The sequence below is a fragment of the Streptomyces sp. NBC_00287 genome (assembly GCF_036173105.1).
Classification (GTDB): Bacteria; Actinomycetota; Actinomycetes; order Streptomycetales; family Streptomycetaceae; genus Streptomyces.
Window position 1 is genome coordinate 4921795 of sequence record NZ_CP108053.1, and the last position, 26908, is coordinate 4948702.

At 69.4% G+C, this 26908-nt stretch carries 28 protein-coding genes; 13 read left to right on the forward strand and 15 right to left on the reverse strand.

Annotated elements, in window-relative coordinates; genetic code table 11:
- A complete protein-coding gene (locus OHT76_RS22435) occupies positions 1–768 on the reverse strand; it encodes an SAM-dependent methyltransferase (protein WP_328872639.1) in 768 nt (255 codons plus the stop codon).
- A 57-nt stretch (positions 769–825) separates the two neighbouring features.
- The gene (locus tag OHT76_RS22440) at positions 826–1650 is read right to left on the reverse strand and encodes a maleylpyruvate isomerase family mycothiol-dependent enzyme (RefSeq protein WP_328872640.1); all 825 of its coding nucleotides are present in this window, start codon (positions 1648–1650) and stop codon (positions 826–828) included.
- Positions 1651–1830: 180 nt separating this feature from the next.
- On the opposite strand from OHT76_RS22440, the gene OHT76_RS22445 reads away from it, so the two are divergent.
- Entirely contained in the window at positions 1831–2607 is a 777-nt protein-coding gene (locus OHT76_RS22445) for a carbon-nitrogen family hydrolase (protein WP_328872641.1), read from the forward strand.
- A 7-nt stretch (positions 2608–2614) separates the two neighbouring features.
- On the opposite strand, the gene OHT76_RS22450 is transcribed toward OHT76_RS22445, so the two are convergent.
- Positions 2615–3112: an LURP-one-related/scramblase family protein gene (locus OHT76_RS22450; RefSeq protein WP_328872642.1), complete on the reverse strand. Its 498-nt coding sequence runs from the start codon at positions 3110–3112 to the stop codon at positions 2615–2617.
- Positions 3109–4110, reverse strand: a complete 1002-nt coding sequence (locus tag OHT76_RS22455) for a GlxA family transcriptional regulator (protein WP_328872643.1) — start codon at positions 4108–4110, stop codon at positions 3109–3111. The genes OHT76_RS22450 and OHT76_RS22455 overlap by 4 nt, the downstream gene beginning before the upstream one ends.
- Before the next feature lie 51 nt (positions 4111–4161).
- Between OHT76_RS22455 and OHT76_RS22460 the strand changes: the two genes are divergently transcribed.
- The 3 genes from OHT76_RS22460 (at position 4162) to OHT76_RS22470 (ending at position 6371) form a co-directional block, all read left to right on the forward strand.
- Positions 4162–4554: a cupin domain-containing protein gene (locus OHT76_RS22460; protein WP_328872644.1), complete on the forward strand. Its 393-nt coding sequence runs from the start codon at positions 4162–4164 to the stop codon at positions 4552–4554.
- 69 nt (positions 4555–4623) lie between these two features.
- Positions 4624–6174 carry a recombinase family protein gene (locus OHT76_RS22465; protein WP_328872645.1) on the forward strand — a complete coding sequence of 517 codons (1551 nt, stop codon included), beginning with the start codon at positions 4624–4626 and terminating at the stop codon, positions 6172–6174.
- Between the two features lie 14 nt (positions 6175–6188).
- Entirely contained in the window at positions 6189–6371 is a 183-nt protein-coding gene (locus OHT76_RS22470) for a hypothetical protein (protein WP_443049957.1), read from the forward strand.
- Here OHT76_RS22470 and OHT76_RS22475 read toward each other — a convergent pair.
- The 4 genes from OHT76_RS22475 to OHT76_RS22490 form a co-directional block, all read right to left on the reverse strand.
- On the reverse strand, positions 6359–6610 hold the full coding sequence (locus OHT76_RS22475; RefSeq protein ID WP_328872646.1) for a DUF6458 family protein: 252 nt from the start codon (positions 6608–6610) through the stop codon (positions 6359–6361). The two genes, OHT76_RS22470 and OHT76_RS22475, sit on opposite strands and share 13 nt — an antisense overlap.
- A 59-nt stretch (positions 6611–6669) precedes the next feature.
- The gene (locus OHT76_RS22480; protein ID WP_328872647.1) at positions 6670–7962 is read right to left on the reverse strand and encodes a M18 family aminopeptidase; all 1293 of its coding nucleotides are present in this window, start codon (positions 7960–7962) and stop codon (positions 6670–6672) included.
- Positions 7963–8040: 78 nt separating this feature from the next.
- Positions 8041–9867, reverse strand: a complete 1827-nt coding sequence (locus tag OHT76_RS22485; protein ID WP_328872648.1) for an acyl-CoA dehydrogenase — start codon at positions 9865–9867, stop codon at positions 8041–8043.
- 128 nt (positions 9868–9995) lie between these two features.
- A complete protein-coding gene (locus tag OHT76_RS22490; RefSeq protein WP_328872649.1) occupies positions 9996–10832 on the reverse strand; it encodes an intradiol ring-cleavage dioxygenase in 837 nt (278 codons plus the stop codon).
- A gap of 145 nt (positions 10833–10977) precedes the next feature.
- On the opposite strand from OHT76_RS22490, the gene OHT76_RS22495 reads away from it, so the two are divergent.
- The 5 genes from OHT76_RS22495 (at position 10978) to OHT76_RS22515 (ending at position 15286) form a co-directional block, all read left to right on the forward strand.
- A complete protein-coding gene (locus OHT76_RS22495; protein WP_328872650.1) occupies positions 10978–11442 on the forward strand; it encodes an SseB family protein in 465 nt (154 codons plus the stop codon).
- A gap of 40 nt (positions 11443–11482) precedes the next feature.
- Positions 11483–12298 carry a hypothetical protein gene (locus tag OHT76_RS22500; RefSeq protein ID WP_328872651.1) on the forward strand — a complete coding sequence of 272 codons (816 nt, stop codon included), beginning with the start codon at positions 11483–11485 and terminating at the stop codon, positions 12296–12298.
- Positions 12299–12396: 98 nt separating this feature from the next.
- A complete protein-coding gene (locus OHT76_RS22505; protein ID WP_328872652.1) occupies positions 12397–13368 on the forward strand; it encodes a pirin family protein in 972 nt (323 codons plus the stop codon).
- A gap of 118 nt (positions 13369–13486) precedes the next feature.
- Positions 13487–14164, forward strand: a complete 678-nt coding sequence (locus OHT76_RS22510) for a hypothetical protein (protein ID WP_328872653.1) — start codon at positions 13487–13489, stop codon at positions 14162–14164.
- A gap of 75 nt (positions 14165–14239) precedes the next feature.
- Positions 14240–15286, forward strand: a complete 1047-nt coding sequence (locus tag OHT76_RS22515; protein WP_328872654.1) for an AI-2E family transporter — start codon at positions 14240–14242, stop codon at positions 15284–15286.
- Here OHT76_RS22515 and OHT76_RS22520 read toward each other — a convergent pair.
- Entirely contained in the window at positions 15271–17397 is a 2127-nt protein-coding gene (locus OHT76_RS22520; RefSeq protein ID WP_328872655.1) for a SpoIIE family protein phosphatase, read from the reverse strand. The genes OHT76_RS22515 and OHT76_RS22520 overlap by 16 nt on opposite strands.
- 170 nt (positions 17398–17567) lie before the next feature.
- On the opposite strand from OHT76_RS22520, the gene aspS reads away from it, so the two are divergent.
- Together aspS and OHT76_RS22530 are read left to right on the forward strand one after the other, a co-directional pair.
- The gene (aspS, locus tag OHT76_RS22525; protein WP_328872656.1) at positions 17568–19331 is read left to right on the forward strand and encodes an aspartate--tRNA ligase; all 1764 of its coding nucleotides are present in this window, start codon (positions 17568–17570) and stop codon (positions 19329–19331) included.
- Positions 19332–19446: 115 nt separating this feature from the next.
- Positions 19447–20388 (forward strand): dioxygenase family protein, encoded by a 942-nt coding sequence (locus tag OHT76_RS22530; RefSeq protein ID WP_328872657.1) that lies wholly within the window; start codon positions 19447–19449, stop codon positions 20386–20388.
- Positions 20389–20467: 79 nt separating this feature from the next.
- Here the strand turns inward: OHT76_RS22530 and OHT76_RS22535 are convergent, their stop codons facing one another.
- The 4 genes from OHT76_RS22535 to OHT76_RS22550 form a co-directional block, all read right to left on the reverse strand.
- Positions 20468–20725 (reverse strand): hypothetical protein, encoded by a 258-nt coding sequence (locus tag OHT76_RS22535; protein ID WP_328872658.1) that lies wholly within the window; start codon positions 20723–20725, stop codon positions 20468–20470.
- The gene (locus OHT76_RS22540; RefSeq protein WP_328876597.1) at positions 20722–21069 is read right to left on the reverse strand and encodes a hypothetical protein; all 348 of its coding nucleotides are present in this window, start codon (positions 21067–21069) and stop codon (positions 20722–20724) included. The genes OHT76_RS22535 and OHT76_RS22540 overlap by 4 nt, the downstream gene beginning before the upstream one ends.
- A gap of 62 nt (positions 21070–21131) precedes the next feature.
- Complete coding sequence (locus tag OHT76_RS22545) at positions 21132–21980, reverse strand: helix-turn-helix domain-containing protein (protein ID WP_328872659.1); 849 nt, start codon at positions 21978–21980, stop codon at positions 21132–21134.
- A 150-nt stretch (positions 21981–22130) separates the two neighbouring features.
- Positions 22131–22667, reverse strand: coding sequence for an ATP-binding protein (locus OHT76_RS22550; RefSeq protein WP_328872660.1), 537 nt, complete (start codon positions 22665–22667; stop codon positions 22131–22133).
- Between the two features lie 154 nt (positions 22668–22821).
- Here OHT76_RS22550 and OHT76_RS22555 point away from each other — a divergent pair, with 154 nt between their 5' ends.
- Both OHT76_RS22555 and OHT76_RS22560 read left to right on the forward strand, forming a co-directional pair.
- Entirely contained in the window at positions 22822–23697 is an 876-nt protein-coding gene (locus OHT76_RS22555; RefSeq protein ID WP_328872661.1) for a helix-turn-helix domain-containing protein, read from the forward strand.
- Complete coding sequence (locus tag OHT76_RS22560; RefSeq protein ID WP_328872662.1) at positions 23694–23906, forward strand: DUF397 domain-containing protein; 213 nt, start codon at positions 23694–23696, stop codon at positions 23904–23906. Before OHT76_RS22555 ends, OHT76_RS22560 begins: the two co-directional genes overlap by 4 nt.
- On the opposite strand, the gene OHT76_RS22565 is transcribed toward OHT76_RS22560, so the two are convergent.
- Entirely contained in the window at positions 23899–25308 is a 1410-nt protein-coding gene (locus tag OHT76_RS22565) for a VCBS repeat-containing protein (RefSeq protein ID WP_328872663.1), read from the reverse strand. The two genes, OHT76_RS22560 and OHT76_RS22565, sit on opposite strands and share 8 nt — an antisense overlap.
- A gap of 83 nt (positions 25309–25391) precedes the next feature.
- A complete protein-coding gene (locus OHT76_RS22570; RefSeq protein ID WP_328872664.1) occupies positions 25392–26888 on the reverse strand; it encodes a polysaccharide pyruvyl transferase family protein in 1497 nt (498 codons plus the stop codon).
- Between the last annotated feature and the right edge of the window lie 20 nt (positions 26889–26908).

Here is a 26908-nt window from a genome sequence, read left to right on the forward strand (position 1 = left end):
CTACTGGGCGGGGACCAGGGTGAGGTAGGCGATCCCCAGCAGCCCGCGGTAGGTCATCCACTGGGCCCGATGCCGGTCGAGCCGCTCCCGGGTCTCGGCCGCCGAGGGGTGCCCTGGGTTCTGGGCGAGCCACACCTCCAGGTCCGCCTGGTACCCCGACTCGAACTCCTCCCACTCGTCGAGGTTCGCCGTCTCCGTCCACTCGGGACGGAAACCGGCGGCCACGGCGAGGTCGAGGAGGGTCGCGAGGTCGTGGTGGTCCGTCACGGCGGCCCCCGGCCACATCCCGGCCAGCTCCTCGGCGGTGGGGGTCCGCTCCCAGAAACCCTCACCGAGCAGCACCCGGCCGCCGTCGTTGACCAGCCCGCGCAGCGCCCGGAGCGCCTCAAGGGTGAACTCGGGCGGCGCCACCGAGCTCAGCGCCTGGCTCGACCCGAGACACAGCACCAGATCGGCCGACCCGAGATCGGCATCCTGCGCGGACTTCTCCAAAAACTCGACCCGCCCCGCAAGCCCACGCCCCTCGGCCTCACGGCGACCACGCTCGAGATCCTCGGCATTGATATCGACACCGCGGCCCGTGGCCCCGGGCGCGGCGACGAGCACCCGCATCATGAACTCGCCCCACCCACAGCCGATGTCGAGCACGGTGGAGGGCGAGTTCCGAGCAACCCTCTGAACCAGGCGCGAGGCCCGGTCCTCGGAGAGGGGGTTGTGGAAGGTCAGGCGGCTGAGACGGGGAGGTCCGTCGATCTTGGTGTCGGTCATGAGAGGGAGAGAAGCATCGAACTCAGGTGCGCGACAAGGGCTTTGTGTCGACGCCCGCTACTGCGTAACCCTGAAGTTCCGCAGAATCGCCCCCGTCAACGCCCCATCCCCCTCCGCCTTGATCCGGTCCGCGACCCCTTCCGGAGTCACCCGCCCACAGGCCAGCCGGACATACGTCTCCCAGTCCAGCGTCAGCGTCGCCGCCGGACCCAGCGCGGGCGCCGTCTCCAGCGTCCCCCGCCCCTGGATGTCCACCCGGATCGTGCGCAGGAACTCGATGGGACCGTGCACGTCAAACACGATCGCCGAACTCCGCGGCGCGTCCGCCTTGTTCGCGACGATGTCCGGCAGCGCCGAAAGCAGCACGTCCCGTGCCACCTGCGCACCCGGCGAGTCGAGGTTCCCCGGCCGGCCGAGCGCCGCACGCAGGTCCTGCTCATGGACCCACACATCGAACGCGTGCCCGCGCATGGCCTCTTCGAGGGTCAGCTCCGTGCCCAGCGGGCCGCGCACCTTCGTGCCCGGGTCCCGGGACTCGTTGCGCAGCTGACGGTTGCGGCGGATGACCGTGTACTCCAGCTCGGAGGTCATCTCCGGCGCCGTGTGATGGCGGCGGACGTCGACCTGCATCTCCATGTAGCGCTGGTGGTCGTTGGTGACGTGGAAGAGGTCGCGCGGCAGCGTGTGGATGGGCCGCGGGTCGCCGAGCATCTCGCAGTCCAGGCCGATGACATGGGAGACCACGTCACGGACCGACCAGCCCGGGCACGGCGTACGCCGGTTCCACTCGCCCTCCACAAGGGGCGTGACCAGCTCGGCTATCGCATCTACGGAGTGGGTCCAGGCGTCGGCGTAGGGCTGGAGGGTGGGATGCAGACTCACGGGAACGGGACCCCTCGGCGGTCGGTACACGGGCAATGGGTGGCGGCGGTGCCAGTGGGAGGTGGCTGTCGGCGGGTGTCTTGGAACGCTAAGTTACGCTGCTGAGAGGCACCCCGGCAGTGCTTTCGTGTGACGATCGTAGGCCCGTGTGATCGGGTCGAATGCCAGGACGGTGGTAGTGTGCGCGCCTCTCTGATCCAGATCGCCGTAGATGAGGGCGAATCGGTCGAATCGCGCCGGGTGCGCGTGGCTTCCCTGGTACGGCAGCAGTCCGGGGCCGATCTGGTCGTCCTGCCGGAGCTGTGGACCACCGGCGCCTTCGCCTACGAGGAGTTCGGCCAGGAGGCCGAGCCGCTCGAAGGTCCGACCTACGAGGCGATGGCGAAGGCCGCGAGCGACGCGGGTGTCTGGCTGCACGCGGGCTCGATCCCGGAACGCGACCCTGAGGGACCCCTCTACAACACCTCCCTGGTCTTCTCTCCCTCCGGCGACCTGGCCGCCGCCTACCGCAAGATCCATCGCTTCGGCTTCGACAAGGGCGAGGCCGTGCTGATGGGCGCCGGGCGTGACCTGGTGACGGTCCGGCTGCCCGGGACCACCACCCTCGGCATGGCCACCTGCTACGACCTCCGTTTCCCCGAACTCTTCCGCGGTCTCGTCGACGCGGGCGCCGAGACCTTTGTCATCCCCGCGGGCTGGCCGGAGCGCCGCCGGGCGCACTGGACGCTGCTGGCTCAGGCGCGGGCGGTGGAGAACCAGGCGTTCGTGCTTGCGTGTGGAACGGCCGGGACTCATGCGGGAGTTCCGCAGGCGGGTCACTCGATCGTGGTGGATCCCTGGGGCGAGGTCCTCGCCGAGGCGGGCGCCGACGAGGAGATCCTCACCCTGGAGTTCGACCCCGGGAAGGTCGCGACGACCCGCGAGCAGTTCCCGGCGCTGAAGGACCGCGTCCTGTGACGGCAGATCAGTCCCCCTCCCGCTCCTTCTCCGCCAGGTGGATCACACACACCGCCACCGCGATCAGCAGCGCCGGATCCGCGTCCTCCCGTACGACATCGACGCCGTAGGTCTCCCGGACGTGCAGCCAGCGCCGGGAGACGACCGCGAGCAGCTCACCGTCGTACTCGACGGCGAACTCCCGGTCGAGGATCTTGCCGCTGACGTCCAGTTCGGTGCTGCCGTCGGCCAGGGCCACCCGGTAGTGGTTGCGCAGCAGGGAGAGCCGTTTGCGGCGGATGGTGGCGAGCGGTTCGCCGTCCCGCTCGATCAGCATGGTGTCGCGCAGGGCGAACATCTTCTGCCTGATGTCGATCAGGACGCGCCCCTGCCGGTCCTTCAGTTCGAAGGTGTCCCGCAGCCGCATCGCCTTGCCGTCGACGAGGAAGGCCTTGTTGCCCTGGTCGTCCTCGATCCAGTAGTCGTCACCGAAGCCGAGGAGCCGGTCGCGTACGAGGAATCTCATGACACCAGGGGTTCCCCCGCGCGCGGTCCGAAACGCCGCCGGTAGGCCGACGGGCTGAGCCCGGTCGCGCGCCGCAGCCGCGCGCGCAGGTTCGCCGCCGTACCGAGCCCGCTGCGCGCCGCCACCACGTCCAGCCGCTCCTCCCCCCGCTCGATCAGCCGACAGGCCAGCGCCACCCGCTCCCCGGTCAGCCAGGCCAGCGGCGTCGTCCCGAGCTGGGTGCGGAACCGCCGGTGCAGCGTGGCCGGCGACACCGCGGCCCGTGCCGCCAGCTCCGCCACCGTCAGCGGCTCGCCCAGCCGCTCCTGCGCCCACGCCAGCAGCGGCCCCAGCGACTCGTCCGGTACCTCGGGCACCGGCCGCTCCACGAACTGCCGCTGCCCGCCGTCCCGGTGAGCGGCGAAGACGAGCCGCCGGGAGACGGCGTTGGCGATCTCGGCGCCGTGGTCCTGCCGGACGAGATACAGGCCGAGATCGAGCGCGGCGGCGCTTCCCGCCGCTGTGAGGATCCGCCCCTCGTCCACGAAGAGCACGTCGGGCTCAAGACGCACCCGTGGATGCAGCTCGCGGAAGGCGTCGGCCCACATCCAGTGCGTCGTGGCTCGCAGCCCGTCCAGCAGACCGGCCTCGGCGAGCGCGAAGCTACCCGTGCAGAAGCTCAGCACACGCGCCCCGCGCGCGTGGGTGCGGCGTACGGCGTCCAGGACGTCGGCGCCGCGCGGGACGACGTTGTCCGGGCGCCCCGGCACGACGAGGGTGTCGGCGTCGTCCACGGCGTCCAGGCCTGGCGTACCGGTCAGCGTGAAGAAGCCGTGGTTCATGCGCACCGCGCGCGTGGGCGTGCACAGCGTGACTTCGTAGAGCGGGGCGGGCAGCCCGAGCTCGGGCCGGGGCAGCCCGAACAGCTCGGTGGCGACGCCTACCTCGAACGGGTTGGTGCCCTCGTCGACGATCACGGCCACCCGGTGCGGGCGTTGCTGAGAGGATCCTTGCGCCATATGCGATTCCTAGCACTCGCACACCGCTCCCGGCCACCGCACGATGGCGGCATGACTCAGGAACCCGTCTCCCTGCCCGCCGCCCTCGCCTCCTTCACCGAGCAGTGGAGCCCCCGCATCGCCACCACGGTCAACGACTACGACGTCCGCGTCACCCACGTCGAGGGCGAACACCTCTGGCACGTGCACGACGACACCGACGAGTTCTTCCTGGTGCTGAGCGGCGAGCTGCACATTGCCCTGCGGGAGCCGGCCGGCGAGCGCACGGTCGTCCTGCCACCGCTGTCCGTCTTCACGGTCCCCCGCGGCACCGAACACAAGCCGTACGCCCCCGTCCCCACCGACATCCTGCTCCTCGAACCCTCCGGCACCTCGACGGTCGGCGACCACCACGAGGAGGTGCCCGACCACGTCGACGTCACGACTGGCCATTCACTGACCTGACTCCGCACCGTGATCCGCGATTTTTGCGAATAGAGAACAGAGCACCGAACGCTTGGTCACACTGAGTGTGTGCACCAAGACACAATCTGTGATCTATACCTCCGGCTGTCCCTCGACCGTGACGGCAAGACCGCAATTGAACGGCAGGAAGCCGACTGCCGTTCCTGGGCCGAACGCAACGGACTGACCGTCCGCAGGGTCCACATAGACAGAGGGCGGTCCGGCTACAAGACCGTTGAGCGCAAGGGCTTCGACGCAGCTCTGGCGGCTGTCACGGCGGGCGTCGTTGGCACGCTGATTGTCTGGAAACTGGACCGTCTGTCCCGCAAGGGCGTCAGCCAGGTGGGCAAAGTGCTGGACGACATCGAGAAGGCCGGCGGCCGTTTCGTCTCAGTCGTGGACGGTCTTGATACCTCGAACGACTCGGCGCGCATGGTTGTCGCCATGCTCGCCGAGCTCGCCAGGTCCGAGTCGGAGAATCTCGGCACGCGCGTCGGCCATGCCAAGCGCTACCTGCGCAGCAAGGGCCAATGGGTCGGCGGACAGCCACCGTATGGGCTGCTCATCGATCCGAAGACCAAGAAACTCATGCACGACCCGGAGCACGCCGTCTACGCCCGCTTGATCGCGGATGAAGCGCTGGCTGGGACATCGTTGGTCAAGATCGCCCGACTCCTCAATGAGTTCGAGATCCTCTCGCCCAGGGGTGGGCAGTGGAATGCGGCCAGCATCATGCAGCTCCTGCGTTCCCCGGCGTTCGCCGGCCTTATGCCGGAGACCGAAACCGTCGAGACGGGCGACGGTGAGCGGAAGTACACAGGCAGGGTCTTCCCGTACCGAGACCCCGAGACTCTCGACACGGTCGAGATCGGCGAGGGAATCATCACGGTCGGAGAGCGTGACCGGATCATCCGTACGCTGGAATCCAGAACGTTCGTACATACGGGAAAGCGACGGCCGAAGCCCGAAGGGACGGCGCTACTCACCGGGCTCGTCTACTGCGCGGTTCCTGGCTGCGGTCGCCGGATGCACCGTGTCGGTGGCAGCTATCAATGCATGGCGCGGCGTGCGGGCAACCAGTGCATCGGAGCGTCGGCGCTGGCCGAGGCGGTGGACAACTACGTGACAGAACAATTTCTCAACAAGCTCCCTTCGCTCGAACCGAATGACCCGCTGGTTGTCGCGATCGCTGACCGCTGGGTCCACCGGATTGATCCGGAGACATTCGCCAAACGTGATGCTCTCAGCGCCGAGATCCAGGATGAGGAAGAGCGGTTGGCGGACCTTGAAGACGCACGCTACGTGCGCGGTGAGTTCAAGGGCGCTGCGGCCGTTGAGCGGTACAGCCGGCTTACAGAGCGGCTCACGATGCGCATCGACGGCTTGCGCGGAGAACTCCTCAAGCTCCCTGTGCCTTCCGTGGACATGTCCTCGATGCTCGACGGCCTCACCTTGCGCGAAGCATGGATAGAAGCAACGAACGAGGGCCGGCGTGATCGGTTGTCTCTTGCCATCGACCGAGTGGAGGTGACCAAGGGAGTTCGAGGCCAGAGGATCATCCCTGGGCAGCGGGTCCAGATCCAGTGGGCGACGCTGACGGTCGCGGACACGGCCGGGTGACTTCACGGACTGCCGTGCCAGAGCAGGGCATCCTGAACGTCTCCGTGATGGCCGCCTCCTGCAACGACGACCCGGAGAACGAATACCCGGCCTGCCATGTGCACCAGCAGGACTGGGGCGTGCCCGTCCGCCTCGTCGAAGGCGGAGCGGACCGGCTGCCCCTGGTGCTCGCCGGCATGGACGCTCAGGCGCCGTAGCCGTCGCTGTAACCGTCGTGCCGCCGGTGGTGCCCCTCCTCGTCGATGACCGGCGTGGTGGGCGGGACCACCACCCGCCTGCGCCGGGCGATGCTGCTGAACGTCGTGACGCCGATCAGCCCGACGATCATCAGGATGATTCCGACCAGGTCGAGATTGACGCCCTCCATGTCCCAGTCGGTCGCGAACGTGAGGATGGCTCCCGCGGCGATGAGGATGATGCATCCGCCGAGGCCCATGAGTGTCGCCTCCCTGTCCGGTGGTTCCGGTCGGAGGCGGGTACCCGGACCCGGGCGGCCTACCCCTCCAGGAACGCCACCAGCACGTTCGCCAGCAGGAACGGGTCGTCGGCGCCGCACAGTTCGCGGGCGCTGTGCATGGACAGGATCGCCACGCCGATGTCGACGGTCCGGATGCCGTGCCGGGCCGCGGTGATCGGGCCGATGGTGGTGCCGCAGGGCATGGAGTTGTTGGAGACGAAGGACTGGAAGGGCACGTCGGCGCGTTCGCAGGCGGCGGCGAACACCGCGCGGCCCGAACCGTCGGTCGCGTAGCGGTTGTTGACGTTGACCTTGAGGATGGGCCCGCCGTTGACCCGGGGGTGGTGCGTCGGGTCGTGCCGCTCCGCGTAGTTGGGGTGCACGGCGTGCCCGGTGTCGGAGGACAGACACACGGTCCCGGCGAAGGCACGGGCCTTGTCCTCGTACGACCCTCCGCGCGCGAACACCGAACGCTCCAGCACTCCGCCGAGCAGCGGCCCGTCCGCGCCGGTGTCGGACTGGGAGCCGTTCTCCTCGTGGTCGAAGGCGGCGAGGACCGGGATGTACGGCAGGTTGCCGCCGGACACCGCCGTCAGCGCCGCCACCGCGGCGTGCACGGAGAGCAGATTGTCCATGCGCGGTCCGGCCAGCAGCTCGCGGTCGCGGCCGAGGTAGGCGGGCGGCTCGACGGGGTGCACCATCAGGTCCCAGCCGGTGACCTCGCCGGAGGGGAGCCCGCTCTCCTCCTCCAGAAAGGCGATCAGATCGCCGTCGCGCACATCGGCGCCGAGTCCCCAGACCGGCTGCAGGTGCCGCTGCTTGTCGAGCTTGAGGCCCTCCGAGGAGACCGTGCGGTCCAGGTGGATGGCGAGTTGGGGGACGCGCAGCAGCGGCCGGTCGATGTTGACGAGCCGCGTCGAGCCGTCGCGCAGGGTGAGCCGGCCGGCAAGGCCGAGGTCGCGGTCGAGCCAGGAGTTGAGCAGGGGTCCGCCGTAGATCTCCACGGCCGCCTGCCGCCAGCCGTGCGCCCCGGCGTCGGGCAGCGGCTTGATGCGCAGGTTGGGGGAGTCGGTGTGCGCGCCGATGATCCGGAACGGGGTGTGCGCGGCGGCGCCCTCGGGCACGTACCAGGCCACGATCGCGCCGCCCCGCACCACGTACTTGCCGCCGCTCGTCCCGTCCCAGGCGTCCGTCTCCGCGACCTGGCGGAACCCGGCCTTCTCCAGCCGCTCGGCGGTGTTCGCGACGGCGTGGTACGCCGACGGACTCGCCGCCAGGAAGGTCATGAGGTCGTCGGTGTGGCCGCGATCGAAGCGGGAGGGTTCGCTCATGGGGTTCACCTTAACGACGTACCAGGGCCCGCCTCCTGTCGATCAGGAGGCGGGCCCTGGTGAGAGGAGGGGTGGCGACTAGAACGCGGCTTCGTCCAGCTCCATCAGGTCCAGCTCGACGCCCTGGGCGAGCTTGCGGGCGCCCGTGACGCCCGGCAGGACGTTGGCCGCGAAGAACTTCGCCGCCGCGATCTTGCCGGTGTAGAAGGGCTTGTCCTTGGCGGAGGCGGTCTCCAGCTTCTCGGCGGCCACGGCGGCGCCCTTGAGCAGCAGGTAGCCGACGACGACGTCACCGGAGGCCATCAGCAGGCGGGTGGTGTTCAGGCCCACCTTGTAGATGTTCTTGACGTCCTGCTCGGTGGCGGCGAGGTCGGTCAGCATCAGACCGACGATCGCCTCCAGCTCGACGGCGGCCTTGGCCAGGTGCTCGCGGGCACCGGCCAGCTCCTCGCCGCCCGTGCCGAGCGCCAGGAACTTCTTGATGTCCTCGGCGAGGCCGTTCAGGGCCGCGCCCTGGTTGCGGACGATCTTCCGGAAGAAGAAGTCCTGGCCCTGGATCGCGGTGGTGCCCTCGTAGAGGGTGTCGATCTTGGCGTCCCGGATGTACTGCTCGATCGGGTACTCCTGCAGGAACCCGGAGCCGCCGAAGGTCTGCAGCGACTGCGCGAGCTGCTCGTAGCCCTTCTCGGAGCCGTAGCCCTTCACGATCGGCAGGAGCAGGTCGTTGAGCGCGTGCTCGGCCTTGGCGTCCTCGCCCGCGGCCTCCTTGACGGCGATCGCGTCCTGGATCGACGCCGTGTAGAGCACCAGCGCGCGCATGCCCTCCGCGTACGCCTTCTGCGTCATCAGCGAGCGGCGCACGTCCGGGTGGTGGGTGATGGAGACCTTGGGCGCGGTCTTGTCCATGAAGTTCGCGAGGTCCGGACCCTGGACGCGCTCCTTGGCGTACTCAAGGGCGTTCAGGTAGCCGGTCGACAGCGTGGAGATCGCCTTCGTGCCGACCATCATGCGGGCGAACTCGATGATCCGGAACATCTGGCGGATGCCGTCGTGCTTGTCGCCGATCAGCCAGCCCTTGGCGGGGTGCTGGTCGCCGAAGGTCATCTCGCAGGTGTTGGAGGCCTTCAGGCCCATCTTGTGCTCGACGTTGGTGGCGTAGACGCCGTTGCGCTCGCCCAGCTCGCCGGTCTCGAAGTCGAAGAGGTACTTCGGGACCATGAAGAGGGACAGGCCCTTGGTGCCGGGGCCGTGGCCCTCGGGGCGGGCGAGGACGTAATGGAGGATGTTCTCCTCCATGTCGTGCTCACCGGAGGTGATGAAGCGCTTCACACCCTCGATGTGCCAGGAGCCGTCCTCCTGCTGGATCGCCTTGGTACGCCCGGCGCCGACGTCCGAACCCGCGTCGGGCTCGGTCAGCACCATGGTGGAGCCCCAGGTCCGCTCGACGGCGATCTGGGCGATCTTCTTCTGGACGTCATTGCCCTCGTCGAAGAGGATCCCGGCGAAGGCCGGACCGGAGGAGTACATCCACACGGCCGGGTTGGCGCCGAGGATCAGCTCCGCGTACGACCAGATCAGCGACGGGGGAGCGGTGGTGCCGCCGATCTCCTCCGGCAGGCCGAGGCGCCAGTACTCGGAGTCCATGAACGCCTTGTAGCTCTTCTTGAAGGACGCGGGGACCGGCGCGGTGTTGGTCTCCGGGTCGAAGACCGGCGGGTTGCGGTCGGCGTCGATGAAGGACTCCGCAAGGTCGTTCTCCGCGAGGCGGGTCATCTCCTCGAGGATGCTCTTCGCGGTGTCCGTGTCCATCTCGGCGAAGGGCCCGGTGCCGTACAGCTTGTCGCGCCCGAGCACCTCGAAGAGGTTGAACTCGATGTCGCGGAGATTCGACTTGTAGTGCCCCATGGCGACGGCTCCGTAGAGAGATCGGCGAGGCACTGGATCCTCGCGCTAGTTCACGTACCAACAAGTAGCTACGATGATGCTACCCGTCGGTAATAAGACGCAAGCCCGATCCGGCCATCTGTGACAGGTCACACCGGAACGGTCAGCGCGGCCGTGTACCCCTTCTCGGCACTGCCCGTGACCGCCGCCAGCTGCTGCTCGTGGCCGTCGCTGAAAATGTTGTCCGTCTCGATGGAGAGCCGGCTGAGGTTCGCCACACTCTGGCTGTAGCCGTCCGTCGCGTACACGGTGTCGCAGACGTCCTGGGGCAGCGCGAGCTGCGAGGTGCTCGTGATGGAGGTCGCCGAGGTGGCGTCGGCCAGGCTGCCGTAGACCTCGAAGTGGATGTGCGGCCAGCGGCCGGTGTAACAGGCGGGGAAGATGCTCTTGAAGGTGACCTGGCCCTTGTCGTCGGTCTCCTGGACGCCCCGCAGGTAGTTCTCCTCCGTGACGCCCTCCGAGTACAGGGAGTAGTTGCCGTCCCGGTCGCAGTGCCACAGGTAGACCGCGGCGCCCGCCTTGGGGGTCCCGCAGCCGGAGGCGGCGTCGACGACCGTGAGGGTGATCGTCAGGGGCACGCCCTCGGCAGTGCCGCCGGCCGAGTCGCCGAAGCTGGAGGTGATGTCGCTGCGCACGACACCGCTCTCCTTGAGGACGTTGACGCCGTTGGAGCCGTCGCCGGGGTAGGGCCCGGCGGTCTCCTCGGGAATGGCGGCGCACTCGGCTGTCCCGGCCGATGATGTGGCTGTCTCGGCCGACGGTGTGGCCGTCGCGGACGTGTCGTCCTCACCGGAGCTGCATCCCACCAGCGGTATCAGGCCCGCCCCCGCCATGAGCCGGATCATCCGTCGGCGGGCGAGCACGGGAAGGTCGTAGGAGAGTCCCCTGTCGTGCTCGTGGATCTCGTCGTCGTGGTGGCTGTGCATGGCGTCTCCCTGGCTCGGCTTCCCAGGGCAGACGCTATGAGCGGCAGCTGTGGGGTGCCAGAGCAGTGGCTGTCAAGTCGCTGTCGGTTTACCGGGGCGGCGGTACCGGCCCGCCGCCCTGGTCTTGCTGGGTACGCTTGCGCCCATGTACGGCTACGACCAGAACGTCGGCGCACAGCAGGGGTACGCCCCGCCGCAGCAGCCCATGTCCGGCGGCTACGGCCAGCAGCCACCGCTCTACCCCGAGCCGTCCCCGCCCTCGCTCGCGGACGCGGTGCGGGCCTTCACCACCGGGCAGATGTCGGCGGAGGACTTCCAGCAGGTCTTCGCGACCTCGAAGGTCTACTGCCCGCGCGGCGACAACCCCGGCTTCCTCGCGCTGCACAACACCCAGCAGCCGGTGATCCCGATGTTCACCTCGCTCAAGGAGCTGCGCCGGTACGCGGGCAAGGAGTCCAAGTACTTCGTCATCACCGGCGCCGAGGTGATCGACCTCCTCCCGACCGGCTACGGCTTCGTCCTCGACATGGAGGGCGAGCACCGGATGGTGTTCGACGCGAAGGCGGTCGAGCAGATGGTGGAGTTCGCGATGCGCCGCATGTACGGCTGAACCACTCCTTCCGCTCTCCCGCCTCGCCTACTGTGCGCGGATGACCGAGATCCACACATCGCCGCTGGTCCTGCACGGTCGGCGGCGTTCCGTTGCGCGGCTGCGGGCGGGTGTCCTGCTGCTGGAGGCCGGTGGGGTGCGCCACCGGATACCCGTCGCCGCGATCGAACGCGTCGAGGTGAGCGGGGCCAAGGGCCGCGTCCTGACCGTCGTCCTGTCCTCGGCGACGCACACCCTCACCTCCCGCAGCGCACCGGCCGTACGGGAATTCGCCGAGGCGGTGCGCCGGGCGCTGCCCGTACGGGACGCCGACGAGCCGCGTCCGGCGGTGTCGGCGGAGCCGGTCGAGCGGCCCGGGGTCGAACCGGGGTACGTCGTCCTCTGGGCGCTGGGCGTCGCCTTCGTGCTGGTCGCCGTGGCGCTGGTGGTCCGCGGCGCGGGGGAGCAGGCCGTCGTCTTCTGGCTGGTGGGTCCGGTGGTGCTGGGCTGCGGCGGTGCGGCCTTGGCGGGCGGCCTGACCACCGTGCGCGAGGCCGCCGTGCTGCGCACGCGGGGGATCACCGTGGAGGGGCGGCTGACGCTGTCGTACGAGATGGGGACCGGCGAGGATGCCGTCACGCACTACGAGTACACGTACGTCGACGCGCGCGGGCAGACGCGTACACGCAGCGGGCCGGCGGGCGGGGCGGAAGAGGTCGAGATCGTCTACGACCCCGAGGACCCGGAGGGCACCACCAAGGTCGGCCGCGGGACCGCCGGGGTTCTGGCCCTCGGCGTGTTCTACCTGGTGATCGGGGTGCCCGCGACGCTGGGGGGCCTGTGGATGGTGGGGACGGGGGCGGTGGCCCTGTTCTGACGGCGGCGGGAATGTGCTGCGTGCTCGGCCGGTTACGAGTGGCAGGAAGTTCAATGCTCAACTAAACTGGGATGTACGTCGCCCAAGGAGGTACCGACATGCCCGCAGTGACCGTCGAGAACCCGCTGGCACTGCCGCGCGTCGCCGCGCCCGCAGACGCCGCGGCCCGTCCCGTGCTCGCCGTCACGACCGCGCCGAGCGGTTTCGAGGGTGAGGGCTTCCCGGTGCGCCGTGCGTTCGCCGGGATCAATTACCGCCATCTGGACCCGTTCATCATGATGGACCAGATGGGCGAGGTGGATTACGCGCCGGGCGAGCCCAAGGGCACCCCCTGGCACCCGCACCGCGGCTTCGAGACCGTGACCTACATCATCGACGGCATCTTCGACCACCAGGACTCCAACGGCGGTGGCGGCACCATCACCAACGGCGACACCCAGTGGATGACGGCGGGCTCCGGCCTGCTGCACATCGAGGCGCCGCCGGAGTCGCTCGTGATGTCGGGCGGGCTCTTCCACGGCCTCCAGCTGTGGGTGAACCTGCCGGCCAGGGACAAGATGATGCCCCCGCGCTACCAGGACATCCGCGGCGGCAACGTGCAGCTGCTGACGACGCCGGACGGCGGCGCGCTGCTGCGGGTCATCGCGGGCGAGCTGGACGGCCACCAGGGCCCCGGCATCACCCACACCCCGATCACGATGGTGCACGCCACCCTCGCGCCGGGCGCGGAGATCACCCTGCCGTGGCGTGAGGACTTCAACGGCCTGGCGTACGTCCTGGCGGGCAAGGGCGCGGTCGGTGCCGAGCGGCGGCCGATCCAGGTCGGTCAGACCGCCGTCTTCGGCACGGGCGGTTCGCTGACCGTCCGCGCGGACGAGAAGCAGGACTCCCACACGCCGGACCTGGAAGTCGTCCTCCTCGGCGGACAGCCGATCCGCGAACCCATGGCCCACTACGGCCCCTTCGTCATGAACACCCGCGAGGAACTCCAGCAGGCGTTCGAGGACTTCCAGAAGGGCCGCCTCGGCACGATCCCGGCGGTGCACGGGATGACCGAGGGCGGGCTGTAGGCCTCGTCAGCTGCCCTGTGACGCGCCGCGGTGAGCGGTTCTGCCGCGGCGCGCATACTGGAGAAGAGTCCTTGATCCGGGACCCTCACGTGACTGTCTGCACGTGTGGGAGGCCGACATGACGACGCCGACTACGGCTCCGGCGCACGACACCGGTGAGACCCCTCGCAGAACCCTCTGGCCCGGCATCGCCGGGATCGCCTCGGGCGTGCTCATGCTCGTCGCGATTCTGGTGACCTACGCCGAAAGCCCGGACACCGAGGGTGACGACGGGCTGCGCGAGACCCTCGCCTTCTACAGCGACGGCGACAACCTCGACCTCACCGAGGGCATGGCCATCATGATGCTGCTGGCGTTGCTGCTGTTCCTTTGGTTCCTGGGCGCGCTCGCCCGGCTCGCCGGGAACCGTTCGCACCTGGTGCTCGCGGGCGGGACCGTCTTCGCGGCCCTGCTGATGATCGCCACGCTGGCCGGCTCCATCTACGCCATCTCCGCCAACAACACCGACTCCTTCCCCGTCGGCCCGGAGACGGCCACGGTCGCGCTTCTGCTGCTGGACATGGCCTACGCCGGGTACGTCGCCGCGATGGCGGCCGCGGCGGTGCTGCTGTTCACCATCTGGCGGGTGTCCGTCACGACCCGGGCCGTACCGTCCTGGCTGGGCTGGTCTGCGTTCGTCATCGCGGTGCTCTGCCTGGCGGGGCCGATCAGCGCCTGGCTGACCGTGCTGCTGATGGCGGTGTGGACGCTGCTTGCGGGACTGCTGCTGGTGCTGCGGGGGCCCGACGGGCCCTGAGCGGTTGGTGACGGCCCGTCACCCGGCTGGGTCTGCCGAGGGGTCGCCCCGCACGGGGCGTGATCGGGTGGGAGGGTGCAGGACTCCCGACAGCTGCTGCTTCCCGAACCCGTGCGGCGGGTCGGTGCCTGGTGCGCCGTGATTCTGCTGGCCGCGGGGGTGGTGTACGTCGGGATCCGGCTGTGCGTTGAGTTCCGTACGGCCGTCGTGCCCGTGCTGCTCGCGCTGCTCGGCACGGCGCTGCTCGGGCCCTTCCACCGGCGGCTCGTCAAGGCGCGGGTCAACCGGTCGGTGGCCGCCGCCGTCACCTGCGTGGCCGTGGTGGCCGTGGTCGGCGGGGCCGTGTACATCGTGGTGGCCGCGCTCATCGACACCGGGGACCAGATCGTCGCCTCGCTCAGGACCGCGGCCGAGGATCTCGCCGATCACTTCGGGGCGGCCGGGACCTCGCTGGACGACATCGCCGCCAACTCCAGGGAGTTGCTCAGCAAGTTCGGCGGCACCGCCGCCTCCGGCGTCATCAGCGGGGTCAGCGTCGTCGGCGAGACCATCGCCATGGCCGTACTGGCGCTGCTGCTCGTCTTCTTCTTCCTGCGCGACTCCCACCGGGCCGTCGGCGCCCTGCGGTCGATGTCGCCGCGCGGGACCGCCGACACCCTGGAGGCGATGGCGCGGCGGGCCTTCGAGGCCGTCGAGGGGTTCATGCGCGGGACCACCTTGATCGCGCTGATCGACGCGATCTGCATCACCGTGGGCCTGCTGGTCCTGGATGTGCCGGGGGCCGTCGGGCTCGGCGCCCTGGTCTTCGTCACCGCCTACATCCCCTATCTCGGCGCCTTCCTGTCCGGGGCGGTCGCGGTGCTGGTGGCGCTCGCCGACCGGGGGTTCGTGATCGCGCTGTGGGCGCTGGGGGTCGTACTCGCCGTACAGCTGCTGGAGGGGCATGTGCTCCAGCCGATGATCCAGAGCCGGACCGTGCAGATGCATCCGGCGGTGGTGATGCTGGCGATCACCGCGGGCGCCTCCGTGGCCGGCATCCTCGGGATGCTGCTGTCGGTGCCGTTGACGGCGGCGGCCTTCGGGGTCCTCCACGAGCTGCGCACGCGCTACGGCGACTCCTGAGCGTCCTCGTCCAGTTCGAACCAGATGCTCTTGCCCTGGCCCCGGGGATCCACTCCCCAGGTGTCCGCGAGCAGCTCGATCAGCATCAATCCCCGGCCGGAGGAGGCCAGTTCGCCGGGTCGGCGCTTGTGGGGCAGGTCGTCGCTGGTGTCGGTGACCTCCACGCGCATCCGGCGTCCGCCCACCTCGCCGCGTACCTCGGCGAGCAGCAGGGCGTCGGCGTCGGTGTGGACGAGGACGTTCGTCAGGGTCTCGGACAGCAGCAGCACCGCGGAGTCGATCTGGTCGGCCGAGGACCAGTCGTGCAGCAGCTCGCGCAGTTGCTGCCGGGCCACCGCGACCCGCTCGGGCTCGTCCTGGGCCACGGTCAGCATCGTGCGGCGCACGGTCGGCCGTACGACCTCCGTCTCGCCGCAGCCGCAGCCCTCCCCCTCGCGGCACAGCAGCAGGACGGCTATGTCGTCCTCGCGCCGGTCCGCCAGCGGGCCGGTGGTGTGGTGCGAGGAGGGGCCGTGCACGGCCTGGACCAGTGCGTCGGCCAGCTCCTCCAGATCGCCCTTGTGCTCCTCGAGGATCGAGCGGAGCCGTTTCCAGCCGGTCTCCAGGTCGTGGCCGCCGGTCTCGATCAGGCCGTCGGTGCACAGCAGCATCGTCTCGCCGGGCTCCAGGGTGATCCTGGTCGTCGGATAGTCCGCGTCCGGGTCGATGCCGAGCGGCAGCCCGCCCGCCGTCGGCCGGGTCAGCACCGTGCCGTCCGCCATTCGGATCGCCGGGTCCGGGTGCCCGGCGCGGGCGATGTCGAGGGTCGCGGCGGCGGGGTCGACCTCGACGTACAGGCAGGTCGCGAAGCGCAGGTCGGAGGAGTCCGCGCCCTCGTCCGTCATGCCGTGCAGAAAGCGGGAGGCACGGGAGAGCACGGCGTCCGGGCGGTGCCCCTCGGAGGCGTAGGCGCGCAGGGCGATCCGCAGCTGGCCCATCAGCCCGGCGGCCCGTACGTCATGGCCCTGGACGTCCCCGATGACCAGGGCGAACCTGCCGCTCGGCAGCGGGATCATGTCGTACCAGTCACCGCCGACCTGGAGGCCGCCGCCGGTGGGCACATAGCGGGCGGCGACGCTCATGCCCGGTATCTCCTGCGGGCCGAGCGTGGGCATCATCGAGCGCTGGAGGCCGTCGGTGAGCGCCCGCTGGGTCTCGGCGGCCCCGGCCCGGGACAGCGCCTGGGCGAGCATCCGGGCCACCGTCGTCAGTACCGACCGCTCGTCGGGTGTGAAGGCGACCGGATAGGTGAACGCCGCCATCCAGGCGCCCATCGTGCGCCCGGCCACCGTCAGCGGCAGGAACGCCCAGGAGTGGCGGCCGAAGTGGGCGGCGAGCGGCCAGGTCACCGGGTAGCGGGAGTGGTACTGCTCCGGGGAGGAGAGATAGACGGCCCGGCCGGTGCGCACCACCTCGGCGGCGGGATAGTCGGTCTGGATCGACATGTGCGAGAAGGGGCCCTCGTCGCCGGGCTGCTGGCCGTGATGGCCGATGATCGTCAGGCGGTCCGCCTCCACACCGAACACGGCGAGCCCGTCCGGTGAGAATCCCGGCATCGAGAGCCCCGCCGCGACCCGCAGCACCTCCGCCGTGGACCGCGCCTCCGCCAGCGCCCGGCCCGCGTCCAGCAGGAACGCCTCCCTGGAGCGCCGCCAGTCCCCGGTGACCGCCCGCCGCCCGGCCGGGGTGCCCGGCTCCGGCTCGGTGACCTCCTGAAGGGTGCCGATCACCTCGTACGACCGTTTGTGCGGATCGAAGGACGGTTTGAAGCGGCTGCGGGTGACCCGGACCACTCCGCCCCGCTCGTCCATGATCCGCACCCGGACCTCGCCGAGCGTGCACTCGGCGACGGCGAGCTGGATGACGCCCGCGATCTCGTTCCAGTCGACCGGGTGGAGACGGGCGCGCACCTGGGACTCCCTGAGGGTGGCCCGTTCCTCGGGCAGCCCGAGCAGCCTGGCCGCCTCGGGGTCCACCGTGACCAGGCCGGTGGCGGTGGACCAGTGCCATTGGCCCGTCGCCAGTGCGGCGAGTACCTCCCCCACGGCGGGCAGGGGCTCACCAGTGCGCATTGACCCACTCTAAGAAGAGGTGATCCCAAGCTGCCACCGCGGGCCCGACGAGCGGAGGCACCCGCGCTAATGGTGGAGGCCGATCTTGGGGTGGCCGGTACCCTGGGGGTGTTTCACGTGAAACACCTGCTCAATACAGACCCCGATCCGCGAAGACTGGATGAACGACGATGCATCGGTACAGGTCCCACACCTGCGGCGAGCTCCGCGCCTCTGACGTCGGCAGCGACGTCCGGCTGAGTGGCTGGCTGCACAATCGGCGCGACCTGGGCGGCATCCTCTTCATCGATCTGCGTGATCACTACGGCATTACGCAGCTCGTCGCCCGCCCCGGCACCCCCGCATACGAGGCCCTGGACAAGCTGTCCAAGGAGTCCACGGTCCGGGTGGACGGCAAGGTTGTTTCACGTGGAACCGAGAACGTGAACGCCGACCTGCCCACCGGCGAGATCGAGGTCGAGGTCGGCGAGGTCGAGCTGCTCGGCGCCGCCGCCCCGCTGCCGTTCACGATCAACGCCGAGGACGGCGTCAACGAGGAGCGGCGCCTGGAGTACCGCTTCCTGGACCTGCGCCGCGAGCGCATGCACAAGAACATCATGCTGCGTACGGCGGTCATCTCCGCGATCCGTCACAAGATGACGGCGCTGGGCTTCAACGAGATGGCGACCCCGATCCTGTCCGCGACCTCCCCCGAGGGCGCCCGTGACTTCGTGGTCCCCTCGCGTCTGAACCCGGGCAAGTTCTACGCCCTCCCTCAGGCGCCCCAGCAGTTCAAGCAGCTGCTGATGATCTCGGGCTTCGACCGCTACTTCCAGATCGCGCCCTGCTTCCGTGACGAGGACGCCCGCGCCGACCGTTCGCCGGGTGAGTTCTACCAGCTCGACGTCGAGATGAGCTTTGTCGAGCAGGAGGACGTCTTCCAGCCGATCGAGAAGCTCATGACCGAGCTGTTCGAGGAGTTCGGGAACGGCCGCCATGTCACCTCGCCGTTCCCGCGGATCCCGTTCCGCGAGGCGATGCTGAAGTACGGCTCCGACAAGCCGGACCTGCGGGCCCAGCTGGAGCTCGTCGACATCACGGACGTCTTCGAGGGCTCGGAGTTCAAGGCCTTCGCCGGTAAGCACGTGCGTGCGCTGGCGGTGCCGGATGTCTCCGCGCAGCCCCGGAAGTTCTTCGACCAGCTCGGTGACTTCGCGGTCTCGCAGGGCGCGAAGGGCCTGGCGTGGGTGCGGGTGGCCGAGGACGGCTCGCTGTCCGGCCCGATCGCGAAGTTCCTGACGGAGGAGAACGTCGCGGAGCTGACGAAGCGCCTGTCGCTGTCGGCCGGGCACGCGGTGTTCTTCGGCGCGGGCGAGTTCGACGAGGTCTCGAAGATCATGGGCGCGGTGCGGGTGGAAGCCGCCAAGCGTGCCGGGCACTTCGAGGAGGGCGTCTTCCGGTTCTGCTGGATCGTCGACTTCCCGATGTACGAGAAGGACGAGGAGACCGGGAAGATCGACTTCTCGCACAACCCGTTCTCGATGCCGCAGGGCGGCCTTGAGGCCCTGGAGACCCAGGACCCGCTGGACATCCTGGGCTGGCAGTACGACATCGTCTGCAACGGCGTCGAGCTGTCCTCCGGCGCGATCCGGAACCATGAGCCGGAGATCATGCTCAAGGCCTTCGAGATCGCGGGCTACGAGCGGGACACCGTGGAGGAGCAGTTCGCCGGCATGCTGCGCGCCTTCCGCTTCGGCGCCCCGCCGCACGGCGGTATCGCCCCCGGCGTCGACCGCATCGTGATGCTGCTGGCGGACGAGCCGAACATCCGCGAGACGATCGCCTTCCCGCTCAACGGCAACGCCCAGGACCTGATGATGGGCGCGCCGACGGAGCTGGAGGAGGCGCGGCTGAAGGAGCTGCACCTGTCGGTGCGCAAGCCGCAGCCGAAGTAGGCGACTAGTAGAGGGCCCGGAACCGTGATCGTCGGTTCCGGGCCCTTTCAGGTTTCACAGGTAGCCACAGCCCACGCCCACGCTCCGTACAGGGCTCTTACCTAGCGTCCTGGGCATGACGGGAAACCACACGGCCCAGGAGCCGAAGCACAAACGCGACTTGACGCGTCGCAAGGTCGTCGTCGCCGGGGCGGGCGCGGTCGCCGCGGTGGGCGTGGGCGGCACGCTCGCGGCGGGCGCGTTCGCGGACGAGAGCGGTGACAGCGGTACGGCGTCGGCGACGGCGTCGTCCTCGTCGTCCGAGGTCTGCTACAAGCTCACCTCGGAGACCACCGAGGGTCCGTACTACATCGACGCCGACAAGATCCGGCAGGACATCACCGAGGACAAGGAGGGCATCCCGCTCGTCCTGAACCTCAAGGTGATCGACGCCGAGACCTGCAAGCCGATCCGCAACGCGGCCGTCGACATCTGGCACTGCGACGCGCTCGGCATCTACTCGGGCTACGAGAGCCTGTCGACCGGCGGTGGCGGTGGCGGTACGGCGCCGACGGACGCGCCTTCGGGCACCCCGACGGGAGAGCCGCCGTCCGGTGAGCCTTCGGGTGCTCCCTCCGGCGGTACCGGCGGTGGCGGTGGCCACGAGGAGCCCACCGACGACGAGCGCTATCTGCGCGGCACCTGGAAGACGGACAAGCAGGGCCGGGTCACCTTCCGGACGATCTTCCCGGGCTGGTACCGGGGCCGGACCGTCCACATCCACACCAAGGTGCATGTGGACGGCGAGTGGACGGACGCCGGCTACGAGGGCGGCACCACCTGCCACACCGGCCAGTTCTTCTTCGACGAGGAGTCCGTGCTCGCTTCCGCCGAGGTAGAGCCGTACTCGACCTCGACGACCGAGCGCACCACGCTCACCGAGGACACCATCTACGACCAGAGCGGCACGACCGGCGGTCTCCTCAAGCTGAAGTACAACAAGAAGAACATCGCCAAGGGCGTCGTCGGATCGATCACGATGGGCGTGGACCCGGACGCGACCAACACGGGTACCTGACGGTCCGACCGGCGGCGCACCGAGAGGGGCGCCGCCGGAAGCGGGGTCGGGCTTGGCGAGTGTCCGCGGTGGTCATGGTTCAGAACCCCAGGTAGATGATCTGAACGACGTAGACCCGCTCGCTGCGCACGACGACCTGATAGGTGAACATGCCACCAGGGACGATGACGTCGCCACCCCTCGGGTCAATGTCTTCGTGGGCCCGGCCGTGGATGTGGACCGCCTCGGCGGCCCTGACCAGCTCGTCGGCCTCGCTTTCCACGTCGGCGAGGAAATCGGCGGGGGCGGTGCGGGCGGCGTACTCCGCTCCGAAGGCGTACTCCCACTTCCAGCTCAACCGCGCACTGCCTTCATCGCTTCGTCCAGTACGGCGCTCAGCTCCCGCAGGGCATCCCGAGCGATGGCGGGATCTTCGTCCTCCAGTTTGCTCTGTGCGTACTCGAAGCGGGAGGACAGGTCGAGGCGGCGGGCGATCTCGATGTCCCTGGCCCACAGGAGGACCCAGCTCTGTACGGGGCTCAGGGACTGCCACTCGACCGCTTTGGCGAAGGCATCGTCCTTCGTGGCCTGCATCTCTTCCAGTCGGCCAGGGGCGACGACGGCGAGGGCCGTACGCAGGGCGTCAGGGGTCTGCTCGGGGCGGGGGATCAACTCGCGTCCGTGGTCGGCCAGTGTGCTCATGGTGTCCTCCAGGAGTACCCCCGCCAGGGTATCCGGGCCGGGCGTCGTGAGGGTCTGCATGTTCATGCGGCCTTCCTCCGGCCGGATCGGCAGTCGCGGCAGCGGCCGGGGGCCGGGGCGCGGAAGGGGCGGTCGCAGCCGTCGCAGGTCTGGAAGGGGTGTCTGGGTTTCGGGGCCGGTGGCGGCGGGGGCGGGAGCTGGGCGGCCAATCGGTGGGCGAGGAAGGCGGCGGGGCGGATCAGGGGCTCCGGCGGCAGGTTCTCGGTCAGGGCGTGCCCTACGGACGTGGGGGTGAGGTCGCGCTCCAGCCAAGCGGCGACCCCTGGTGCGAGGTGTTCGGCGTCTGTGGCGGAGAGGAGGAGGCGGGGGTCCTGGCGGCGGAGGTCGGCGAGGACGTCGACGGCCGCTTGGAGGAGGGCGGGAGAGGTGAATGAGGGCCGGGGTACGGCGGGGAGGCGCTTGCGTGGCGGTGGCTTGTCCGGATCCAGGCGTCGGGCGGGCCGATGGAGGGTGTCGGCCGAGGTGGTCCGGTGCCCAGGCTTGTTGCAGGACACCGTGCGGGTGACGATCCGGCCGCTGGGGGTGCGTTCGTGGGTGCGGCGGAGGTAGCCGTGGGCTTCGAGTTCGCGCAGGGCGGCGGCGATGCGGGTGGGGCCCTCGGGGAAGCGGTCGGCGAGGGTCTTGATGTCGACGGAGGTGCCTTGCCGCACCGATTGGATGTAGCACGCCAGCCCGATGGCGAGCAGCGACAGCTCCTCGTGCTGGATGAGGTGGTTGCCGATCACCGTGAAGTTTTCGTTGTGGCGGGCGTTGTCGTGAACGACGCCGGAGTGCGGCTGCGCGTGAGGGTGGTTTTTGCCCGGGAGGCGGGACTGGGCGCGCGAGGGCACGCTAATGTTTTTGGTATCCATCAGGAAGGCCCTAACTTCCTCGGTGGTCAGGCCCCCGCACTGGGATCGCTAGTCCCGGCGGGGGCCGTCGCATGTTTGCGGTTGTGTCGTGTTGCTCGCGCTGAGCGTAAGGCAGGCAACCGGCCCCAAATCCAGCTGAGTTGGGCATGTTCACTCGCGGGGGTGAGTTTGCGGAGCGGGAGGGAGGGGTGGGGCTTGGTGGGGTGCTTTCTCTTCAGTGGGTGGTTCATAGGGAGCGCAGGTCGGACCGAAGCGCGGGGCGCCAGGCTCCGGTGACTCCGGTGCCGGGATGGTGAGTTCGGCCCAGACCGTCTTGCGTGGTGGCAGGCCCCGGTTCACTCCCCAGCGGTCGGCGAGGGCCGTTACGAGGAGCAGGCCGCGGCCGGCCTCGCCGACGGGAGTGGCGTGTGGGGGGTGCGGTGGCTGGTCACCGCGCGTGTCGGTGACCTCGATACGGAGGGTGTCGCCCACGACGTACAGCAGGAGCCGGAAGTTCCGGCCCGGTACGCGGCCGTGGGTGGCCGCGTTGTTCGCCAGTTCGGCGACGATGAGCGCCGCCGGGTCCAACGGGAGTTGCCAGCTGCGCAGTTGCTCGGCGGCGAGCAGGCGGGCGAGGCGGGCGCCGCGTGGTGTGGGGGACAGCAGGACGCTGAAGTTGCGGACCTGGACGTCGTGTTTCTGATTCACGTCACTCAGCGTGGCCGGATGTGCCTACCGTGAGCAGTGACGACGCCGGTACGTAGAGCGACTGTCCAGGCCTTGTCCAGAGGTGTCCGGGCTGTCCAGAGGCTGCGTACGGGTAGGGGCGCTGCGGCACGGTCGTTCGACGGAGGGGTGCGCGATGTCGGTGGACGCGGAGACGGGACGGCTCAAGACCGAGGCGGACGAGCCGGGTTGGGAGGTGGACCCGGACGACGACTGGGGCGTGGCCGTCATCGCCACGGTGGGACGGCAGTTGAGGCTGCGGAGAGAAGCGGTGGGCATGCGGGTGCCCGACTTCGGGACGGCGGTCGGGTATGGCGACGACATGGTCTACAAGATCGAGGCGGGGAAGCGGATTCCCAGGAAGGAGTATCTGGACAGGTCCGACGAGGTGTTGAACGCGGGCGGGCTGATCGCGGCGGCGTGGGAGGACGTGAAGAAGGTCCGGTACCCGAAGAAGGTGCGGGACTTGGCGAAGATGGAGGAGAAGGCGGTCGAGATCGGGGTGTACGTATGCAGCAGCATCCCCGGTCTGTTGCAGACGCCCGAGCACGCACGCGCACTGCTGGAATCGTGGCTACCCGCCTATTCGCCTGAGGACTTGGAGCGACGGGTGGCCGCTCGCATGGCCCGGCAGTCCATCTACGAACGCTCCCCCGCTCCCGCCCTCGCTTTCGTCTTGGAAGAGGCGACGCTGCGCCGAAAGGTTGGAGGCACAATGGTGCGGCGACAACAGTTCGAACGTCTGCTGGAGGTGGGGCGGTTTCCCAACGTCACGCTTCAGGTGATGCCGCTGGACAGCGCGCCGCACCCCGGCATGAGCGGCAGGATCGAGTTGCTGAAGTTCGAGGACGGCACAGCTGTCGGGCGTTCCGATGGCGCGTTCAACGGCCGCCCGGTCTCGGACCTGAGGGAGCTGCGCATCCTTGAGCTGCGGTATGGCACCATCCGGGCCCAGGCTCTTCCCCCAGGAGAGTCGCTGGCCCTCATCGAACGACTGCTGGGAGAAACATGATCCGCAAGTCCACTGCCGGTGACGCCTCCGAGCCGGCGTGGTTCAAGAGCAGCTACAGCGACGGCCCCGACGGCGACTCCTGTGTCGAGGTCGCCACCACCCCCGCGACCATCCACGTCCGCGACTCCAAGTACCGCGACGCCGGCCCCCGCCTGGCGCTGGCGCCGGAGGCGTGGGCCGACTTCGTGGCGTACGCGTCGGTCAGATGACCTCGAGCAGGCCGTTGCCGCCGAGGAGTGTGCTGTCCGGCTGGGTGAGGCCGACGGAGCGGGCCGTGAACACGCTGCTGCCGGAGGCCGTCGGACGGGATGTGCCGCCGGGGAGGACCCAGACGCCGCCGGTGTAGGTGTTCTCGCCCGCCGCGCTGATGATCAGGTCGGGCCTGCCGTCCTTGTTCACGTCCCCGACGGCGACCGTCGTCCCGAAGAAGTCCTCGTCCTCGGCGCCGCCCGGTACGCCGGAGGTGTTCTGCGAGAAGGCGTACGAGCCGGTGCCGAGGGCGCCCGAGGCGCGGCCGGGGATAACGGTGACCATGCCCGCCGCCTGGGTGCTGCCGATGTCCTCGTGAGGCGCGCCGACCACGATGTCCGCCAGCCCGTCCCGGTTGAGGTCGGCCACGGTGAGCGCGCCGCCGAAAGCGTCATCCTTCTCGCTCCCGCCCGGCACGCCCGAGGTGTTCTGCGTGATCTGCACCGGCTGCGCGTCGCTCGCGATGCCGTCCGCCGACCCGTACCAGACCAGGACACGGCCGCCCGGCATGCCGTCCTTGCCCGCGATCACGGGCTCGTGCGGATCGCCGGCCACGAGGTCGTCGTAGCCGTCGCCGTTGATGTCACCGGCGGCGGTGATGAGGCCGTTGCCCTGGAGCTCTTTCCCGAATTCCAGTTCCGTATATATCTCGCCGCCACTGAGGTCGTGCAGACCGACGGTGGCCACGGCCGGGTCCGGCACGGTGTCGCCGTCGAAGTCGGCGAGGGTGACCGACTGGATGGTGGGGGTGTTCCCGTTCAGCTCGACGGAACCGAAGCCGCCGCTCTTGCTGAACGGGCCGGTGAAGCGCACCATCGCGTCCGCGACGCTTACGACGACCTGGGTCCTCGTCCCGCTGCCGGTGCTGAGCGCGGTCAGGTCCAGGCCGTAGCGCTCCGGCTCGGTGCTCGGCGTCGGCAGGTTGGTGGCGCTCGACAGCCCGCCGGCGCTGCCCCACAGGATCGTCACCGTGCCGGCGTCGGTGCCCTTCGTCGTGTCCTCGTACGGCGAGCCCACCACCAGGTCGGCATACCCGTCCCGGTTCAGGTCGGCCGTGGCGGTGGCCGCGCCGAAGCGGTCGTACGCCTCGGCCGTACCCGGTACCCCCGACGTGTTCTGCGTGATCGTCTTACGACGGCTCGCCGCCAGGCCGGACGACGATCCGTACAGCACGACCACTGCCCCGGCCGCCTCCTTGCCGGAGACGTTCGCGCCCGGCGCGGGCAGGACGGCGTCCTTGTAGCCATCGCCGTTGAAGTCGCCCGGCACCCCGCCGTGCACCGCGGCCGCGGGTGCGGCCGGCAGAAGCGTGCCGCCCATGAGTCCCGCGGCCACGAACGCGGCCACACCCCATCTGCGCATACGATTCACTTTCCTCCCCTGCGAGGACCCCCGCCCTCGCACAAGTGGCCGGATGCTACCAGTGGTTGATCACCGTGTGAGGCTCAGCCCTTGCCGCCCGATCCGGAGAGCTTGCGGCTGCGGCGGCGCAGGGCCGGGCCGAGGCGGACCAGGACCCGCTTCTCGATGCCCACGACGCGGCGTTCGACGGCGGCGAGCTGCTTGCGGGCGGCCTCGATCTGCTTGACCGCGGCGTCGAGCTGCTCGGCCGTCGCGGTCGCGCGCTTCTCGGCGGCGGCCAGCTTGACCCGCAGTTCGTCGTTCTTCTTGGTGACCGCCGTGAGCTTGGTCTCGGACACGGTGATCCGCTCGCGCAGCCGGCTGATGCGGTAGCGCATCTGCCCGTCCTCCGTGCCGTCCCAGACCTGCATCGAGGCGGGCAGGTTCAGGGAGGCGACCTGGGCGTCGTACGCGGCACCGCCGTCGCCGTGCTGGTAGGCGTTGTCCAGGCCGTTGCGGGTGAGGAACGCGGTGATGCGCTCGAACCGCTCGCCGTGGCCCTTGACCATGGCCGACCAGTCAGCGGCCTCGTACAGGTCACGCGGGTCGGTGTCGGCGGACAGCCCGGAGAGCTGGCGGTGCGGGATGTCGAAGTACCGGCACAGCTCCAGGGTGCGCGAGTCGTGGGTGAGGACGACGGCGGGCGTGCCGGCCAGCAGGGCGGCGATGTTGCCGTGGATGCGGGTGCCGTACGCGAAGTCGTAGCCGCGCAGCTCGTCGATCCAGGTCGCCGGGTCCAGCGGCATGCGCACCTTGTTCTCGCGCAGCAGGTCGTGGGTCAGCATCTTCGGGAAGGGGTCCCGAGCGCCGGACTCGGGCGTGGTGTCGCCCCACAGCAGCAGCTCCGCGTCCACGGTGTTCTGCGCGTAGTAGGTGTAGTTCGGGAAGTGCGCGTGGCCGTACTCGGCGATGCCGGATATGGGGCCGACGGGGCGCGCGTTCGGCGACATGTTGATGGCGATGCGCGAGTCGGCGGTGATCTCGGTGGCGCGGATCGCCGGGAAGGTGTCGCCGTACAGGAACATCGACGGGCAGCCCATGATGTCGATGTTGCTGTCCGCGACGCCGTGGTCCCGGAGGTAGCGGGCGGTGAGTTCGCCGCGGACGCCGATGGACGCGGAGCGGTCGAGGACGGCCCGCGCGAAGCGCTTCACGGAGGCTTCCATCGGCTTGAGCATGTCCGTCGCGTAGTCGTCGGTGGCCTGGGCCCCGACGCCGAACACGACCACCGGGATGGTGAGCTGTTCGATCAGCTTGGAGAGCCGGTCCAGCGAGGCCTGGAACTGGGGGCGGAAGGCATTGGCGAGGGGGACGACGAAGACGTCGTACTGCTCGTTGATCTCCGCGGCCCGCTCGGCCGAGTGGTTGGTGCGGATGCCGTTCGAGGTGACCTCGGTGTCCGGCGTCGTCAGCATCTTGTGAGCGGAGTCGCTGAAGAGCAGATTGCCCGTGTTGGTCCCGATGAGGTCCTGGTGGATGAACTCCGTCGGACTGGCGACCCGCAAGGGGCTCTTTCCGGAGCGGATCAGTATGCGCTTCACGACATTCCTTGGGTGCTGCT

Excerpts from the sequence above, each read along its gene's own strand:
- OHT76_RS22435 (WP_328872639.1), bottom strand. The coding sequence starts at position 768 with ATGACCGACACCAAGATCGACGGACCTCCCCGTCTCAGCCGCCTGACC.
- OHT76_RS22450 (WP_328872642.1), bottom strand. The coding sequence starts at position 3,112 with ATGAGATTCCTCGTACGCGACCGGCTCCTCGGCTTCGGTGACGACTAC.
- OHT76_RS22455 (WP_328872643.1), bottom strand. The coding sequence starts at position 4,110 with ATGGCGCAAGGATCCTCTCAGCAACGCCCGCACCGGGTGGCCGTGATC.
- OHT76_RS22460 (WP_328872644.1), top strand. The coding sequence starts at position 4,162 with ATGACTCAGGAACCCGTCTCCCTGCCCGCCGCCCTCGCCTCCTTCACC.
- OHT76_RS22475 (WP_328872646.1), bottom strand. The coding sequence starts at position 6,610 with ATGGGCCTCGGCGGATGCATCATCCTCATCGCCGCGGGAGCCATCCTC.
- OHT76_RS22480 (WP_328872647.1), bottom strand. The coding sequence starts at position 7,962 with ATGAGCGAACCCTCCCGCTTCGATCGCGGCCACACCGACGACCTCATG.
- OHT76_RS22485 (WP_328872648.1), bottom strand. The coding sequence starts at position 9,867 with ATGGGGCACTACAAGTCGAATCTCCGCGACATCGAGTTCAACCTCTTC.
- OHT76_RS22490 (WP_328872649.1), bottom strand. The coding sequence starts at position 10,832 with ATGCACAGCCACCACGACGACGAGATCCACGAGCACGACAGGGGACTC.
- OHT76_RS22495 (WP_328872650.1), top strand. The coding sequence starts at position 10,978 with ATGTACGGCTACGACCAGAACGTCGGCGCACAGCAGGGGTACGCCCCG.
- OHT76_RS22500 (WP_328872651.1), top strand. The coding sequence starts at position 11,483 with ATGACCGAGATCCACACATCGCCGCTGGTCCTGCACGGTCGGCGGCGT.
- OHT76_RS22505 (WP_328872652.1), top strand. The coding sequence starts at position 12,397 with ATGCCCGCAGTGACCGTCGAGAACCCGCTGGCACTGCCGCGCGTCGCC.
- OHT76_RS22510 (WP_328872653.1), top strand. The coding sequence starts at position 13,487 with ATGACGACGCCGACTACGGCTCCGGCGCACGACACCGGTGAGACCCCT.
- OHT76_RS22520 (WP_328872655.1), bottom strand. The coding sequence starts at position 17,397 with ATGCGCACTGGTGAGCCCCTGCCCGCCGTGGGGGAGGTACTCGCCGCA.
- aspS (WP_328872656.1), top strand. The coding sequence starts at position 17,568 with ATGCATCGGTACAGGTCCCACACCTGCGGCGAGCTCCGCGCCTCTGAC.
- OHT76_RS22530 (WP_328872657.1), top strand. The coding sequence starts at position 19,447 with ATGACGGGAAACCACACGGCCCAGGAGCCGAAGCACAAACGCGACTTG.
- OHT76_RS22540 (WP_328876597.1), bottom strand. The coding sequence starts at position 21,069 with ATGAGCACACTGGCCGACCACGGACGCGAGTTGATCCCCCGCCCCGAG.
- OHT76_RS22545 (WP_328872659.1), bottom strand. The coding sequence starts at position 21,980 with ATGGATACCAAAAACATTAGCGTGCCCTCGCGCGCCCAGTCCCGCCTC.
- OHT76_RS22555 (WP_328872661.1), top strand. The coding sequence starts at position 22,822 with ATGTCGGTGGACGCGGAGACGGGACGGCTCAAGACCGAGGCGGACGAG.
- OHT76_RS22560 (WP_328872662.1), top strand. The coding sequence starts at position 23,694 with ATGATCCGCAAGTCCACTGCCGGTGACGCCTCCGAGCCGGCGTGGTTC.
- OHT76_RS22565 (WP_328872663.1), bottom strand. The coding sequence starts at position 25,308 with ATGCGCAGATGGGGTGTGGCCGCGTTCGTGGCCGCGGGACTCATGGGC.